We start from the raw sequence: 13517 nt of genomic DNA on the forward strand, positions 1-13517 counted from the left end.
CGTTAATCTCCTTTCAGGCAGCTCGCATACTGGTTCGCCAGTTGGCTGAGGAACTGCGAATAGCTCGCTTTGCTCAACTGGATATTCGTACCTAGCGGGTCAAGGGTTCCCATGCGCACGGATGTTCCCCTGGCCACGGCTTCTACGACCGCTGGCCTGAACTGTGGCTCAGCAAAAACGCATGTCGCTTTTTGCTCAACCAACTGTGTTCTGATTTCATGTAAACGCTGCGCACCAGGCTGAATTTCAGGGTTGACGGTGAAGTGGCCCAGTGGGGTCAAACCGTAGTGTTTTTCGTAATAGCCGTAGGCGTCATGAAAAACGAAATACCCTTTACCTTTCAACGGTGCGAGCTCATTACCAACCTGCTTATCGGTTGCGGCTAATTGTGCCTCAAAATCCTTCAGGTTGGCGTCTAGTTTGGCTCGACTTTGCGGCATAAGTTCCACTAATTTGTCGTGGATTGCAACCGCTGAAAGCCCCGCTATCTCTGGGGATAACCAAAGATGCATGTTGTACTCGCCGTGATGGTGATCTCCATCACCTTTTTCGCCGTCTGCGGCATGATGGTCATGTTCGTCGCCGTCGTCATCCGCCCCTTTCATGAGCAACGGTTTCACGCCGGAGAGTTCGGCAATCGCGACCTGTTTTTCGCCAGCAACCTGTTTTGCTGACTTTTGCATAAACGCTTCCATTTCAGGACCAATCCAGACGACTAAGTCCGCGTTTTGTAAGCGTTTTACATCTGACGGGCGCAGGGAATAGTCATGCTCAGATGCACCATCAGGGAGCAGAACCTGGGTTTCCGTTACCCCGTCGGCAATGGCCGACGCGATGAATCCGAGTGGTTTAAGCGAAGCGACAACCGCAGCGTTAACATCTTGTGCGGTTGTACCCCAAAGGGCAGCGGATAATGCTGCGAAAAGAAGCGTATTTTTATGTAACATAATGCGACTAATCATCGTAGTGAATGCGTGGAATGTGATATTATAACATTCGTTGACTTCTTCAAGCTTAAAATGACATGACGACATTGGTTTTTCTTGAAAATATTTCGGTCTCATTCGGGCAGCACCGCGTCCTCTCTGACGTGTCGCTCGATCTGAAGCCCGGCAAAATTCTGACGCTGCTCGGCCCCAATGGCGCAGGCAAATCCACCCTGGTGCGCGTGGTGCTGGGTCTGGTCGCACCCGATGAAGGCGTGATTAAGCGCGAGGAAAAATTGCGTATTGGTTATGTGCCGCAAAAACTTCATCTCGACGCCACGCTGCCGCTGACGGTCAGCCGTTTCCTGCGTCTGCGCCCCGGCACCCGTAAAGCCGATATTCTCCCGGCGCTGAAACGCGTGCAGGCGGGCCATCTTGTCGATGCGCCGCTGCAAAAACTGTCCGGCGGTGAAACTCAGCGTGTTTTGCTTGCCCGCGCGCTGCTGAGCAGCCCGCAGCTGCTGGTACTGGATGAACCAACTCAGGGTGTGGATGTGAATGGTCAGGTTGCGCTTTATGATTTGATCGACCAGCTCCGTCGGGAGCTTGATTGCGCCGTGCTGATGGTGTCGCACGACCTGCATCTGGTGATGGCAAAAACCGACGAAGTGCTGTGCCTCAACCACCATATCTGCTGCTCCGGTACGCCTGAAGTGGTGTCAATGCACCCGGAGTTTATCTCCATGTTCGGCCCACGCGGCGCTGAACAGCTGGGTATTTACCGTCATCATCATAATCATCGCCATGATTTACAGGGACGAATCGTACTGCGTCGGGGAAATGGACACTCATGATTGAACTGTTACTGCCCGGCTGGCTGGCCGGGATTATGCTTGCCTGCGCCGCGGGCCCGCTCGGCTCGTTTGTTGTCTGGCGCAGAATGTCCTATTTTGGCGATACCCTGGCGCATGCGTCCCTGCTGGGCGTAGCCTTTGGTCTGCTGCTGGATGTGAACCCCTTCTACGCGGTGATTGTGGTCACGCTGCTGCTGGCCGCCGGTCTGGTCTGGCTGGAAAAACGCCCTCACCTCGCCATTGATACGCTGCTTGGCATTATGGCGCACAGTGCCCTGTCTCTGGGCCTGGTGGTGGTCAGCCTGATGTCAAACATCCGCGTGGATCTGATGGCCTACCTCTTCGGCGACCTGCTGGCCGTGACGCCGGAAGATCTCATCGCTATCGCCGTTGGCGTGGTGGTGGTGCTCGCTATTCTGCTCTGGCAGTGGCGGAATTTACTTGCCATGACCGTCAGTCCGGATCTGGCATTTGTCGACGGCGTGAAGCTGCAGCGCGTAAAACTGCTGCTGATGCTGGTGACGGCGTTAACGATTGGTGTCGCAATGAAGTTTGTCGGCGCGCTGATTATTACGTCTCTGCTGATCATCCCAGCCGCCACGGCGCGTCGTTTTGCCCGTACGCCGGAGCAGATGGCCGGCGTAGCCGTGATTATCGGAATGATTGCGGTAACGGGTGGGTTAACGTTCTCGGCGTTCTATGACACGCCTGCGGGGCCGTCAGTGGTGCTGAGTGCGGCGGTGCTGTTTATCTTCAGTATGATGAAAAAGACCGTGAATTAACATGGAGGGCGCTGAAGTCCTCACCTGGCCCTCTCCCTCAGGGAGAGGGAACACAACATTACGGCATTGCCGGGGGCGTAATGCCGAAATGATTCCACGCCCGCACCGTTGCCATACGTCCACGCGGGGTGCGTTGCAGGAAGCCCTGCTGGATCAGATACGGCTCCAGCACATCTTCAATCGTCTCACGCTCTTCCCCAATAGCCGCAGCCAGGTTATCCAGCCCGACAGGGCCGCCAAAGAACTTGTCCAGCACCGCCAGCAGCAGTTTACGGTCCATATAGTCAAAGCCTTCGGCATCGACGTTAAGCATATCCAGCGCCTGAGCGGCGATCTCCGCGGAAATCGAGCCATCGTGCTTCACCTCGGCAAAGTCACGCACGCGGCGCAGCAGGCGGTTGGCGATACGCGGCGTACCGCGGGAACGCTTCGCCACTTCAAACGCGCCCTCTTCGCTCATTTCGAGCCCCATATAGCGGGCGCTACGGCCAACGATGTGCTGGAGATCCGCCACCTGGTAAAACTCGAGACGCTGCACTATGCCGAAACGGTCGCGCAGCGGAGAGGTCAACGACCCGGCGCGGGTGGTGGCGCCAATCAGGGTAAACGGCGGCAGATCGATTTTGATGGAGCGCGCGGCCGGGCCTTCACCGATCATGATATCCAGCTGGTAATCTTCCATCGCCGGATAGAGCACTTCCTCGACCACCGGCGACAGGCGGTGGATCTCATCGATAAACAGCACGTCATGCGGTTCGAGGTTGGTCAACATCGCCGCGAGATCGCCCGCCTTCTCCAACACGGGGCCGGAGGTGGTGCGCAGGTTGACGCCCATTTCATTGGCAACGATATTCGCCAGCGTAGTTTTGCCTAAACCCGGAGGGCCAAAAATGAGCAGGTGATCGAGCGCATCGCCGCGCAGCTTTGCCGCCTGGATGAAAATCTCCATCTGGGAACGAACCTGCGGCTGGCCGATATACTCATCAAGCAGTTTTGGGCGGATCGCGCGATCCACCACGTCATCTGCCTGAATAGTGCCTGCCGACACCAGGCGGTCTGCTTCAATCATCCTTTACCTCACAATGCAGCGCGCAGCGCTTCACGAATCAGGGTTTCACTGCTGGCGTCCGGTTTGGCAATTTTGCTCACCATTCGGCTGGCCTCCTGAGGTTTATAGCCCAGCGCCACCAGCGCGGCAACCGCTTCCTGCTCGGCATCATCATCCGTTGCAGGGCCGCCAGGAGAGGTCAGTACCAAATCGGCAGCCGGAGTGAACAGATCGCCATGCAGACCTTTAAAGCGGTCTTTCATCTCGACAATCAGGCGCTCGGCGGTTTTCTTACCAATGCCCGGGAGCTTAATCAGCGCCGCAGGATCTTCGCGCTCAACGGCATTCACAAACTGTGGTGCCGACATGCCGGACAAAATCGCCAGCGCCAGCTTCGGACCGACGCCGTTAGTTTTAATCAGCTCGCGGAACAGGGTGCGTTCCTGCTTGTTATTGAATCCGTACAGCAGCTGGGCATCTTCACGCACCACAAACTGGGTAAAGACAATCGCCTCTTTGCCCGCGTCCGGCAGCTCGTAGAAGCAGGTCATCGGCATATGGACTTCATAGCCCACGCCACCCACTTCCAGCAGCACTAACGGGGGTTGTTTTTCAATGATGATGCCTCTGAGTCTGCCTATCACGTGACGCTCCTGCGTTCTGGGAGAAATTAACTGCCGACATAATAAAAAAAGGCTGGATGTTTATCCAGCCTGATTTCTGATTATCGTAACCTGCCTCGCGCCAGATTGAGCCGCGACTCGCTCATTTGCATCGCGTTCTGGCTGACGTGACAGTGGGTAATCGCAATCGCCAGCGCATCCGCGGCGTCGGCCTGCGGGTTCGCGGGAAGCTTCAGCAGGGTACGCACCATATGCTGCACCTGGCTTTTCTCCGCGCTCCCAATGCCCACCACCGTCTGCTTGACCTGACGTGCCGCGTATTCGAATACCGGCAAATCCTGGTTCACGGCAGCGACGATGGCGACACCGCGCGCCTGACCGAGCTTTAGCGCTGAATCGGCGTTTTTCGCCATAAAGACCTGCTCGATGGCGAAATAGTCCGGCTGAAACTGGGTGATGATCTCCGACACGCCCGCATAAATGAGCTTCAGGCGCGAAGGAAGATCGTCCACTTTGGTGCGAATACAGCCGCTGCCCAGGTAGGTTAACTGGCGTCCCACCTGACGGATAACGCCATAACCGGTGACGCGTGAGCCTGGGTCAATCCCGAGAATAATCGACATCACGCGTCTCCTGTAACGGGTTTAAACGCTCTCATCAGAGAGTCGCTGCAACCTCATCAGAGATTTCACCGTTGTGGTACACTTCCTGCACGTCGTCGCAGTCTTCGAGCATGTCGATCAGACGCAGCAGTTTCGGTGCCGTTTCCGCATCCATGTCCGCTTTGGTGGACGGGATCATGGAGACTTCAGCGTTGTCCGCTTTCAGGCCAGCCGCTTCCAGCGCGTCGCGCACGGCACCCATCTCTTCCCACGCGGTATAAACGTCGATAGCGCCGTCATCGAAGGTCACCACGTCTTCCGCACCGGCTTCCAGCGCCGCTTCCATGATCGCATCTTCGTCGCCTTTCTCGAAGGAGATGACGCCTTTTTTGCTGAACAGGTAAGCAACGGAACCGTCAGTGCCCAGGTTGCCACCGGTTTTGGTGAACGCGTGGCGCACTTCCGCAACGGTACGGTTACGGTTGTCGGACAGACACTCAACCATCACCGCAGTACCGCCAGGGCCGTAACCTTCATAAATGATGGTTTCCATGTTCGCGTCTTCGTCACCGCCCACGCCACGTGCGATTGCACGGTTCAGGGTGTCACGCGTCATGTTGTTTGACAGCGCTTTATCTACCGCCGCGCGCAGACGCGGGTTAGATGCCGGGTCGCCGCCGCCCAGACGCGCTGCTGTCACCAGCTCGCGAATGATTTTGGTAAAGATCTTACCGCGCTTGGCATCCTGTGCCGCTTTGCGGTGTTTGGTGTTGGCCCACTTACTATGACCTGCCATAAAAAGTTCTCCAAAAATCGCGCCTTCTCAGGCTGCGTTAATTACAAATTCTTCAATCGCCTGCCGGTTGCTCCACGACTTGGTCAGTGCGGCGGCATCCGCCGCATTCACCCAGCGGTAGGTCAGGTGTTCGGTAAACACGATCTCCCGTTCATGGGGGAGCGCGAGACAGAACCACGACTCCGTATTGCGCTCGGTACCCGGCGCGTAGCGATGACGTAAATGGCTAAAAATTTCAAACTCCACCGTGCGCTGGCAGTCCTTCAGGGTCAGTTGCTCGCGGGCAACGTCAATGGTGACCTCTTCCTTTACTTCGCGCGCGGCGGCCTGCGACGCGGTTTCCCCCTCTTCCAGACTGCCGGTAACCGACTGCCAGAAATCAGGGTCATCGCGCCGCTGCAACATCAGCACCCGCTTCGTGTCTTCTGCATAAATGACCACCAGGACCGAAACGGGAAGCTTATATGCCATATCAGTTTTTCTCTTCCTTCTTCACCACTTCAATGCCCAGCTCGGCCAGAGAGGCCGGGTTGGCAAAGCTTGGCGCCTCGGTCATCAGACACGCTGCGGCAGTGGTTTTCGGGAAGGCAATAACATCACGAATGTTATCGGTGCCGGTCAGCAGCATGGTCAGTCGGTCAAGACCGAAGGCCAGGCCCGCGTGCGGCGGCGTACCGTATTTCAGGGCGTCCAGCAGGAAGCCAAACTTCTCGCGCTGCTCCTGCTCGTTGATGCCCAGAATGCCGAACACGGTCTGCTGCATTTCACCGCTGTGAATACGCACGGAACCGCCGCCCACTTCGTAGCCGTTGATGACCATGTCATAAGCGTTGGCGACCGCATCTTCCGGTGCCGCTTTCAGCTCTGCCGCCGTCATGTCTTTTGGCGAGGTGAACGGGTGGTGCATTGCGGTCAGGCCGCCTTCACCGTCGTCTTCAAACATTGGGAAGTCGATAACCCACAGCGGCGCCCATTTGTTTTCGTCGGTCAGGCTCAGGTCTTTGCCAAGCTTCAGACGCAGCGCGCCCATCGCATCCGCCACGACTTTCTTGTTGTCTGCGCCGAAGAAGATCATGTCGCCGTCCTGCGCGCCGGTGCGCTCAAGGATCGCTTCCACGATGTCCGCGTTAAGGAATTTCGCTACCGGGCTGGTGATGCCTTCCAGACCTTTCGCACGCTCGGTCACTTTAATATAGGCCAGACCTTTCGCACCGTAGATCTTGATGAAGTTGCCGTAGTCGTCGATCTGCTTGCGGCTCAGTGCCGCACCGCCCGGTACACGCAGGGCGGCCACACGGCCTTTAGGATCGTTAGCCGGGCCAGCGAAGACGGCAAACTCAACGCCTTTCACCAGGTCTGCTACGTCCACCAGCTCCATCGGGTTACGCAGGTCTGGTTTGTCAGAGCCGTAACGACGCTCGGCTTCAGCGAAGGTCATGATAGGGAAATCGCCCAGCTCAACGCCTTTCACGTCGTTCCACAGGCTACGCACCAGAGCTTCCATCACTTCACGCACCTGCTCGGCGGTCATGAAGGAGGTTTCCACATCGATCTGGGTAAATTCTGGCTGGCGGTCAGCGCGCAGATCTTCGTCGCGGAAGCATTTCACGATCTGATAGTAGCGATCGAAGCCGGACATCATCAGCAGCTGTTTGAACAGCTGTGGAGACTGCGGCAGCGCGTAGAATTTGCCTTTATGAACGCGGGATGGGACCAGGTAATCGCGCGCGCCTTCCGGCGTGGCTTTGGTCAGCATTGGGGTTTCGATGTCGAGGAAACCGTGGTCATCCATAAAGCGACGCACCAGGCTGGTGATTTTCGCACGGGTTTTCAGGCGCTGAGCCATTTCCGGACGACGCAGATCCAGGTAGCGGTATTTCAGACGCGCTTCTTCAGTGTTGACGTGGTTGGAGTCCAGCGGCAGCGCTTCTGCACGGTTGATGATCACCAGATCGGACGCCAGCACTTCGATGGCGCCCGTTGCCATGTCGGCGTTGACGTTTTTCTCGTCACGCGCGCGCACGGTGCCGGTAACCTGAATGCAGAACTCATTACGCAGCTCAGAGGCCAGCTTCAACGCATCTGCGCGATCCGGGTCGAAGAACACCTGGACGATACCTTCGCGGTCGCGCATATCGATGAAGATAAGGCTACCAAGATCACGACGACGATTGACCCAACCACACAGGGTGACCTGCTGTCCGACGTGGGACTGACGCAGCTGCCCGCAATATTCTGTACGCATGAGATATCCCTTAATTAGCCGCAGGCTAAATGTCGCCTGGTATGCAGGCTACTATGTCGCAGCTTTCTGTATGTCACAACTGGATGAAAAAAGGCGGCTATTATACTGGAAATTCCGCCGGACGATAAGAGCGAACCACGGCCAGGCGGTCGTTTGCTGCACTCTTATTGCGCATTCTCACAAAAATTAACAAAATTATCCGCCCAGGAACAGGCCATCACGTCGTATGGTGTCTGGAAGTGATTCATTTAACGGGAGTAACGATGTTAACACTTGATGCCAGTAAAACCGCACTTGTCGTGATTGATTTACAGGAAGGCATTCTGCCCTTCGCCGGCGGCCCGCATACCGCGGATGATGTGGTCAGCCGCGCAGCTCGCCTGGCGGAAACATGTCGTGCCAGCGGTGCGCCTGTTGTCATGGTGCGCGTCGGCTGGTCCGCTGATTACGCTGAAGCGTTAAAACAGCCCGTTGATGCAAAGGCTTCCGCACGCGCCCTGCCTGAAAACTGGTGGACGTACCCGGCCGCACTCGGCAAACGCGACAGCGACATCGAAGTGACCAAACGCCAGTGGGGCGCATTTTACGGTACCGATCTCGAGCTACAGCTCCGCCGTCGCGGCATCGACACCATCATCCTGTGCGGCATTTCCACCAACATCGGCGTGGAGTCTACCGCCCGCAACGCGTGGGAGCTGGGCTTTAACCTGGTGATTGCCGAAGATGCCTGCAGCGCGGCCTCCGCTGAACAGCACCAGGGCAGCATGACCCATATTTTCCCGCGCATCGGCCGCGTGCGCAGCACGGATGAGATTGTCAGCGCGCTATGATGTACGTGGGCCTGCCCCAGTGGTCGCACCCGAAATGGGTGCGCCTTGGCATCACCAGCCTTGAGGAGTATGCCCGGCACTTCAACTGTGTCGAGGGTAACACCACCCTCTATGCGCTCCCTAAAGCCGAGATTGTTACGCGCTGGCGGGAACAAACGACCGACGACTTCCGCTTCTGCTTTAAGTTTCCGGCCACCATTTCCCACCAGGCCGCGCTGCGCAACTGCGGGGATTTGACCGAAGAGTTTTTTACGCGCATGTCGCCGCTGGCGAACCGCATCGGTCAGTACTGGATCCAGCTGCCCGCCACGTTTGGCCCGCGCGATTTACCTGCGCTCTGGCAGTTCCTGGATGCCCTGCCCCGTGAATTCGCCTACGGCGTTGAAGTCAGGCATCCTGAATTTTTTGCGAAGGGCGAAGCAGAAAAAGCGCTCAATCGCGGCCTGCTTGAGCGTTCCGTTAACCGGGTGATCCTCGATAGCCGGCCGGTGCACAGCGCTGTCCCCCATAGCGAAGCCATCGTTGAAGCTCAGCGTAAAAAACCGAAAGTGCCGGTCCATGCCATCGTGACCGCGCATAACCCAATGGTCAGGTATATCGGCAGCGATAACATGCAGCAAAATCAGGCGATGTTCGCCGTCTGGCTGCAAACGTTAGCGAAGTGGGAACACACCACCACGCCGTATCTCTTTTTGCACACGCCGGATATCGCCCAGGCGCCCGAACTGGTCGATGCTCTGTGGCAGGCCTTGCAGGCTGCGGTGCCGTCCGTGGGCAGCGCCCCTTCCATCCCACAACAATCTTCTCTTTTCTGATATCACCCCCTATCATAGTGAAGTGCCATCTGCCAAAAACAGGGAGTTTGTATGGTCAGCGCGCTGTATGCGGTGTTAGGTGCATTACTGCTGATTAAGTTTTCATTTGATGTTGTGCGCCTCAGAACGCTGTACCGCGTCTCTTACGGTGACGGCGGATTTTCCGAGCTACAAAGCGCTATCCGCATTCATGGCAACGCGGTCGAATACATCCCCGCAGCCTTAATCCTGCTGCTTTTTATGGAGATGAATGGCGCAGAAACCTGGATGGTGCACATCTGTGGCCTGCTTCTTATTGCTGGCCGCCTGATGCACTATTACGGTTTTCACCACCGCTTAATCCGCTGGCGTCGTTCCGGCATGAGTGCGACCTGGTGTTCGCTTTTGCTGATGGTGCTGGCTAACCTGTGGTATATGCCGTGGGAGTTGGTTTTCTCCCTCCATTAGCGCACAATACGCCACTTTATTTTTCCCGGATTTTTACGTTATGTCAGATCGCGACACGCTTTTTTCCGCGCCTATCGCCAGCCTGGGCGACTGGACCTTCGATGAACGGGTAGCCGAAGTCTTCCCGGATATGATCCAGCGCTCTGTTCCCGGTTATTCCAATATTATCTCTATGATCGGCATGCTGGCTGAGCGCTTCGTTCAACCCGGCACGCAGGTCTATGACCTGGGCTGCTCGCTCGGCGCGGCAACGCTGTCGGTTCGTCGTAACGTTCACCACGAAGGCTGCCGAATCATTGCCGTCGATAACTCCCCGGCGATGGTTGAGCGCTGCCGTCGCCACATTGACGCGTATAAAGCCCCTGTTCCGGTCGACGTGGTGGAAGGCGATATCCGCGAGATTGAGATCAATAACGCCTCGATGGTGGTGCTGAATTTCACCCTGCAGTTCCTGGTGCCTGAAGACCGCCAGCTGCTGCTGGACAAAATTTATCAGGGGCTGAATCCCGGCGGCGCGCTGGTGCTCTCGGAGAAATTCAGCTTCGAAGATGCCGAGGTTGGCGAACTGCTGTTCAATATGCACCACGATTTCAAACGGGCGAACGGCTACAGCGAGCTGGAGATCAGCCAGAAGCGCAGCATGCTCGAAAACGTGATGCTGACGGATTCCGTAGAAACCCACAAAGCGCGTCTGAGCAAAGCCGGTTTTGAGCACAGCGAACTGTGGTTCCAGTGCTTTAACTTTGGCTCTCTGGTGGCGCTGAAAGCGGGAGAATCCGCATGATCGAATTCAGCAACTTCTATCAGCTGATTGCCAAAAACCAGCTTTCCCACTGGCTGGAAACCTTGCCCGCGCAGATTGCCGCCTGGCAGCGCGATCAGCAGCACGGCCTGTTAAAGCAGTGGTCAAATGCGGTGGAGTATCTGCCCGAACTGACCCCGCATCGTCTGGACCTTCTGCACAGCGTAACCGCCGAGAGCGAAGAGCCGCTCCCGGCCGGGCAGATCAACCGCATCGAAACGCTGATGCGTAACCTGATGCCGTGGCGCAAAGGGCCGTTTTCACTTTACGGCGTGAACATCAATACCGAATGGCGCTCGGACTGGAAATGGGATCGCGTGCTGCCCCACCTTTCCGACCTGACCGGACGTACCATTCTGGACGTAGGCTGCGGCAGCGGTTACCACATGTGGCGCATGATTGGTGCGGGGGCGCATCTGGCGGTAGGTATTGACCCGATGCAGCTGTTCCTGTGCCAGTTTGAAGCGGTGCGTAAGCTGCTGGGTAACGACCAGCGCGCGCACCTGCTGCCGCTGGGCATTGAACAACTTCCTGCCCTGAAAGCCTTTGATACCGTCTTCTCCATGGGCGTGCTGTACCACCGTCGTTCCCCGCTTGAACACCTGTGGCAACTGAAGGATCAGCTGGTCAGCGGCGGCGAGCTGGTGCTGGAAACGCTGGTGATTGAAGGCGATGAACATGCCGTTCTGGTCCCGGGCGATCGCTACGCGCAGATGCGCAACGTTTACTTCATCCCTTCCGCGCTGGCGCTGAAGAACTGGCTGGAGAAGTGCGGGTTTGTGGATGTGCGGATTGCCGACGTCAGCGTGACCTCAATTGAGGAACAGCGCCGCACCGACTGGATGATCACCGAATCGCTGGAGCAGTTCCTCGACCCTGCCGACCACAGCAAAACCATCGAAGGCTATCCGGCCCCGATGCGTGCGGTGTTGATTGCGACGAAGCCGTAGTTTTCCCCTCACCCCGGCCCTCTCCCCATAGGGGCGAGGGAGAAAAACCGCACCGAGCCGTCCCCTCTCCCCTATGGGGAGAGGGTTAGGGTGAGGGGATAAAAAAAGGCCCCTGTTGAAATTGCAGGGGCCTGGTACAAGCAAGCATCATATTGGGCGACATGATGCGCGGTAAAAATCGGTACGTTGCTACACGTGATGGCGCTCAATCAGCGACTTCATTTCCGCAACCGACTCTCCCTCTACGCCATAGCGTGAATACTCATCCGCTTCAGCATCCGTCGACATTGACAATCCTGTATTGCGATAACGCATGGGCGAAGGTATCCATTTACCCGCGGAGCTGTGCAGCTCTTCTACCCCTGCGTTTAAAAACCGTTCCAGATTGCTGGCGCGGACTCCCGCACCCGCCATTATTATTGGAACACCGGAATGTGCTTTTAGTTCCGTAATTAATTGCAGTCCTTTTTCAGCTGATGCCTGCTGACCCGATGTCAGGATGCGCGCCACGCCAAGTTCTCCAAGCGTTTCAAAGGTCTGAAGCGGATCTTTGCACATATCAAATGCGCGATGAAAAGTGACGGCCAGCCCCTGCGCGGCGCTCATAATCTGACGCATGCGCGGTATATCGATGTTGCCGTCTTCATCCAGCAGGCCGGTCACCAGCCCTGGAAACCCCAGGTCCCGAACGAGTGCGATATCATCAAGCATGGCACTGAACTCGCCCGCCGTGTAACAAAAATCACCGCCGCGCGGACGAATAATCGGGTGAACGGGAATGGTGACGGCCTGACGGGCAGACCTCAACACGCCATAAGACGGCGTCAGCCCGCCCTCTTTGGGTGCCGCACACAGTTCAATGCGGTCAGCCCCGTGCTTTTGCGCGGTCACGGCACACTCCACGCTGTAACAACAAATCTCCAGCAGCGCCATTTAATCCTCCTGAAATTCCACTAAACGAAACATCATGCCACGCCGTCCGTTTTCAGTCCCGGCGTGAACTCACATCTCTTACGCTTCGCTGGCAACGATCTGCTCAATGGTCCACGGATGAAACTTCACCGTGACCTGTCCGTCAGTGACGGCCAGCGTCGGGTTAGGTAACCGCTCGCGCTCGCCTTTGGGTGAACTCGTCTTCACAAAAATCCCCGGCTTGCTTAAGCCTTCGTCGGAAAGGAGGGCCAGCGCGCGCGCGTTCAACGTTTCCGGCTCACCCGGCAGGACTATTTCGATATGCTCCCAGCCTTCGTGCGGATAGCGTTTCTCGGCCGGCCACGGCAGCTCAACCACGCTGAATTGCCAGTGCGCCACGTTCACCGGTTCATGCAGTTTGAACAGGCAAATGGGGCGACCATTGATGATGTTCTCGGAGAGCAACTCGCCGCACCGTTCGAACCCGCGACGCCAGCGCTCGGCCGTGGCATTCTGATGACAGCGCAAAGAGATGTGATCGGCCTCAAGCGGCGCGATATCCAGACCAAGACGGGTGGCAAGTTCTGTGAACGCCTGGGTGAAGCGCGGTAAATCTGCGGAAATATCATGCAGTTCGTCAATGGATTGCCAGTTCGCCATAAGTCACTCTCTTTTCATGTCGCAAAGCCGCTAATTTACTCTGTTGCCCTGTTTTGACCAACCGCAGAATCCGGCTTTTTGCGACTGCATGATTATGCACACCTTCACCGCCTGGATTCTGAGCAATCTTCAGGCCCCGCAATGCTGACGCCAGAGGGCATTTGCAGTATACTCCCGCCCTAAATTCTTTAACTGGCGCGGGCGGCTGTAAGCCCGCATCAAAAA

The 13517-nt window shown here is 56.8% G+C and carries 16 protein-coding genes; 7 read left to right on the top strand and 9 right to left on the bottom strand.

The genetic code is table 11. The annotated features are described in order from the left end of the window. Positions 1-2 precede the first annotated feature (2 nt). Complete coding sequence (gene znuA / locus QMN93_RS20940) at positions 3-947, bottom strand: zinc ABC transporter substrate-binding protein ZnuA (RefSeq protein ID WP_033146550.1); 945 nt, start codon at positions 945-947, stop codon at positions 3-5. 77 nt (positions 948-1024) lie between these two features. On the opposite strand from znuA, the gene znuC reads away from it, so the two are divergent. Together znuC and znuB are read left to right on the top strand one after the other, a co-directional pair. Beyond that, positions 1025-1780 (top strand): zinc ABC transporter ATP-binding protein ZnuC, encoded by a 756-nt coding sequence (gene znuC, locus QMN93_RS20945; protein ID WP_193139484.1) that lies wholly within the window; start codon positions 1025-1027, stop codon positions 1778-1780. Further along, on the top strand, positions 1777-2562 hold the full coding sequence (gene znuB / locus QMN93_RS20950) for a zinc ABC transporter permease subunit ZnuB (protein WP_193139486.1): 786 nt from the start codon (positions 1777-1779) through the stop codon (positions 2560-2562). Before znuC ends, znuB begins: the two co-directional genes overlap by 4 nt. A 58-nt stretch (positions 2563-2620) precedes the next feature. On the opposite strand, the gene ruvB is transcribed toward znuB, so the two are convergent. The 6 genes from ruvB to aspS form a co-directional block, all read right to left on the bottom strand. Beyond that, positions 2621-3631: a Holliday junction branch migration DNA helicase RuvB gene (gene ruvB, locus QMN93_RS20955; protein WP_023312235.1), complete on the bottom strand. Its 1011-nt coding sequence runs from the start codon at positions 3629-3631 to the stop codon at positions 2621-2623. An 8-nt stretch (positions 3632-3639) separates the two neighbouring features. Next, entirely contained in the window at positions 3640-4254 is a 615-nt protein-coding gene (gene ruvA / locus QMN93_RS20960) for a Holliday junction branch migration protein RuvA (RefSeq protein ID WP_023312236.1), read from the bottom strand. Between the two features lie 80 nt (positions 4255-4334). Continuing rightward, positions 4335-4856, bottom strand: coding sequence for a crossover junction endodeoxyribonuclease RuvC (gene ruvC, locus QMN93_RS20965; protein WP_003859749.1), 522 nt, complete (start codon positions 4854-4856; stop codon positions 4335-4337). Positions 4857-4890: 34 nt separating this feature from the next. Then, entirely contained in the window at positions 4891-5631 is a 741-nt protein-coding gene (locus tag QMN93_RS20970) for a YebC/PmpR family DNA-binding transcriptional regulator (RefSeq protein ID WP_008500447.1), read from the bottom strand. 27 nt (positions 5632-5658) lie between these two features. Then, positions 5659-6102 carry a dihydroneopterin triphosphate diphosphatase gene (nudB, locus tag QMN93_RS20975; protein WP_033145850.1) on the bottom strand — a complete coding sequence of 148 codons (444 nt, stop codon included), beginning with the start codon at positions 6100-6102 and terminating at the stop codon, positions 5659-5661. Position 6103: 1 nt separating this feature from the next. Further along, entirely contained in the window at positions 6104-7876 is a 1773-nt protein-coding gene (gene aspS, locus QMN93_RS20980) for an aspartate--tRNA ligase (protein WP_023312238.1), read from the bottom strand. 263 nt (positions 7877-8139) lie between these two features. Here aspS and QMN93_RS20985 point away from each other — a divergent pair, with 263 nt between their 5' ends. Genes QMN93_RS20985 through cmoB form a run of 5 tightly spaced genes read left to right on the top strand, consistent with a single transcriptional unit; the run spans position 8140 to position 11720 of the window. Next, positions 8140-8706 (top strand): hydrolase, encoded by a 567-nt coding sequence (locus tag QMN93_RS20985; protein ID WP_048979930.1) that lies wholly within the window; start codon positions 8140-8142, stop codon positions 8704-8706. Beyond that, on the top strand, positions 8703-9521 hold the full coding sequence (locus QMN93_RS20990; protein ID WP_045887970.1) for a DUF72 domain-containing protein: 819 nt from the start codon (positions 8703-8705) through the stop codon (positions 9519-9521). The genes QMN93_RS20985 and QMN93_RS20990 overlap by 4 nt, the downstream gene beginning before the upstream one ends. Positions 9522-9572: 51 nt before the next feature. Beyond that, a complete protein-coding gene (locus QMN93_RS20995) occupies positions 9573-9968 on the top strand; it encodes an MAPEG family protein (protein ID WP_021240443.1) in 396 nt (131 codons plus the stop codon). Between the two features lie 40 nt (positions 9969-10008). Next, positions 10009-10752: a carboxy-S-adenosyl-L-methionine synthase CmoA gene (gene cmoA / locus QMN93_RS21000; protein ID WP_029741772.1), complete on the top strand. Its 744-nt coding sequence runs from the start codon at positions 10009-10011 to the stop codon at positions 10750-10752. After that, a complete protein-coding gene (gene cmoB / locus QMN93_RS21005) occupies positions 10749-11720 on the top strand; it encodes a tRNA 5-methoxyuridine(34)/uridine 5-oxyacetic acid(34) synthase CmoB (RefSeq protein ID WP_039263658.1) in 972 nt (323 codons plus the stop codon). The genes cmoA and cmoB overlap by 4 nt, the downstream gene beginning before the upstream one ends. A gap of 189 nt (positions 11721-11909) precedes the next feature. Here the strand turns inward: cmoB and cutC are convergent, their stop codons facing one another. Together cutC and QMN93_RS21015 are read right to left on the bottom strand one after the other, a co-directional pair. After that, on the bottom strand, positions 11910-12653 hold the full coding sequence (gene cutC / locus QMN93_RS21010; RefSeq protein WP_193139488.1) for a copper homeostasis protein CutC: 744 nt from the start codon (positions 12651-12653) through the stop codon (positions 11910-11912). Between the two features lie 78 nt (positions 12654-12731). After that, positions 12732-13292: a VOC family protein gene (locus QMN93_RS21015; RefSeq protein WP_193139490.1), complete on the bottom strand. Its 561-nt coding sequence runs from the start codon at positions 13290-13292 to the stop codon at positions 12732-12734. Between the last annotated feature and the right edge of the window lie 225 nt (positions 13293-13517).

The sequence above is a fragment of the Enterobacter sp. R-1.6.2 genome, assembly GCF_035064085.1.
Classification (GTDB): domain Bacteria; phylum Pseudomonadota; class Gammaproteobacteria; order Enterobacterales; family Enterobacteriaceae; genus Enterobacter; species Enterobacter asburiae_B.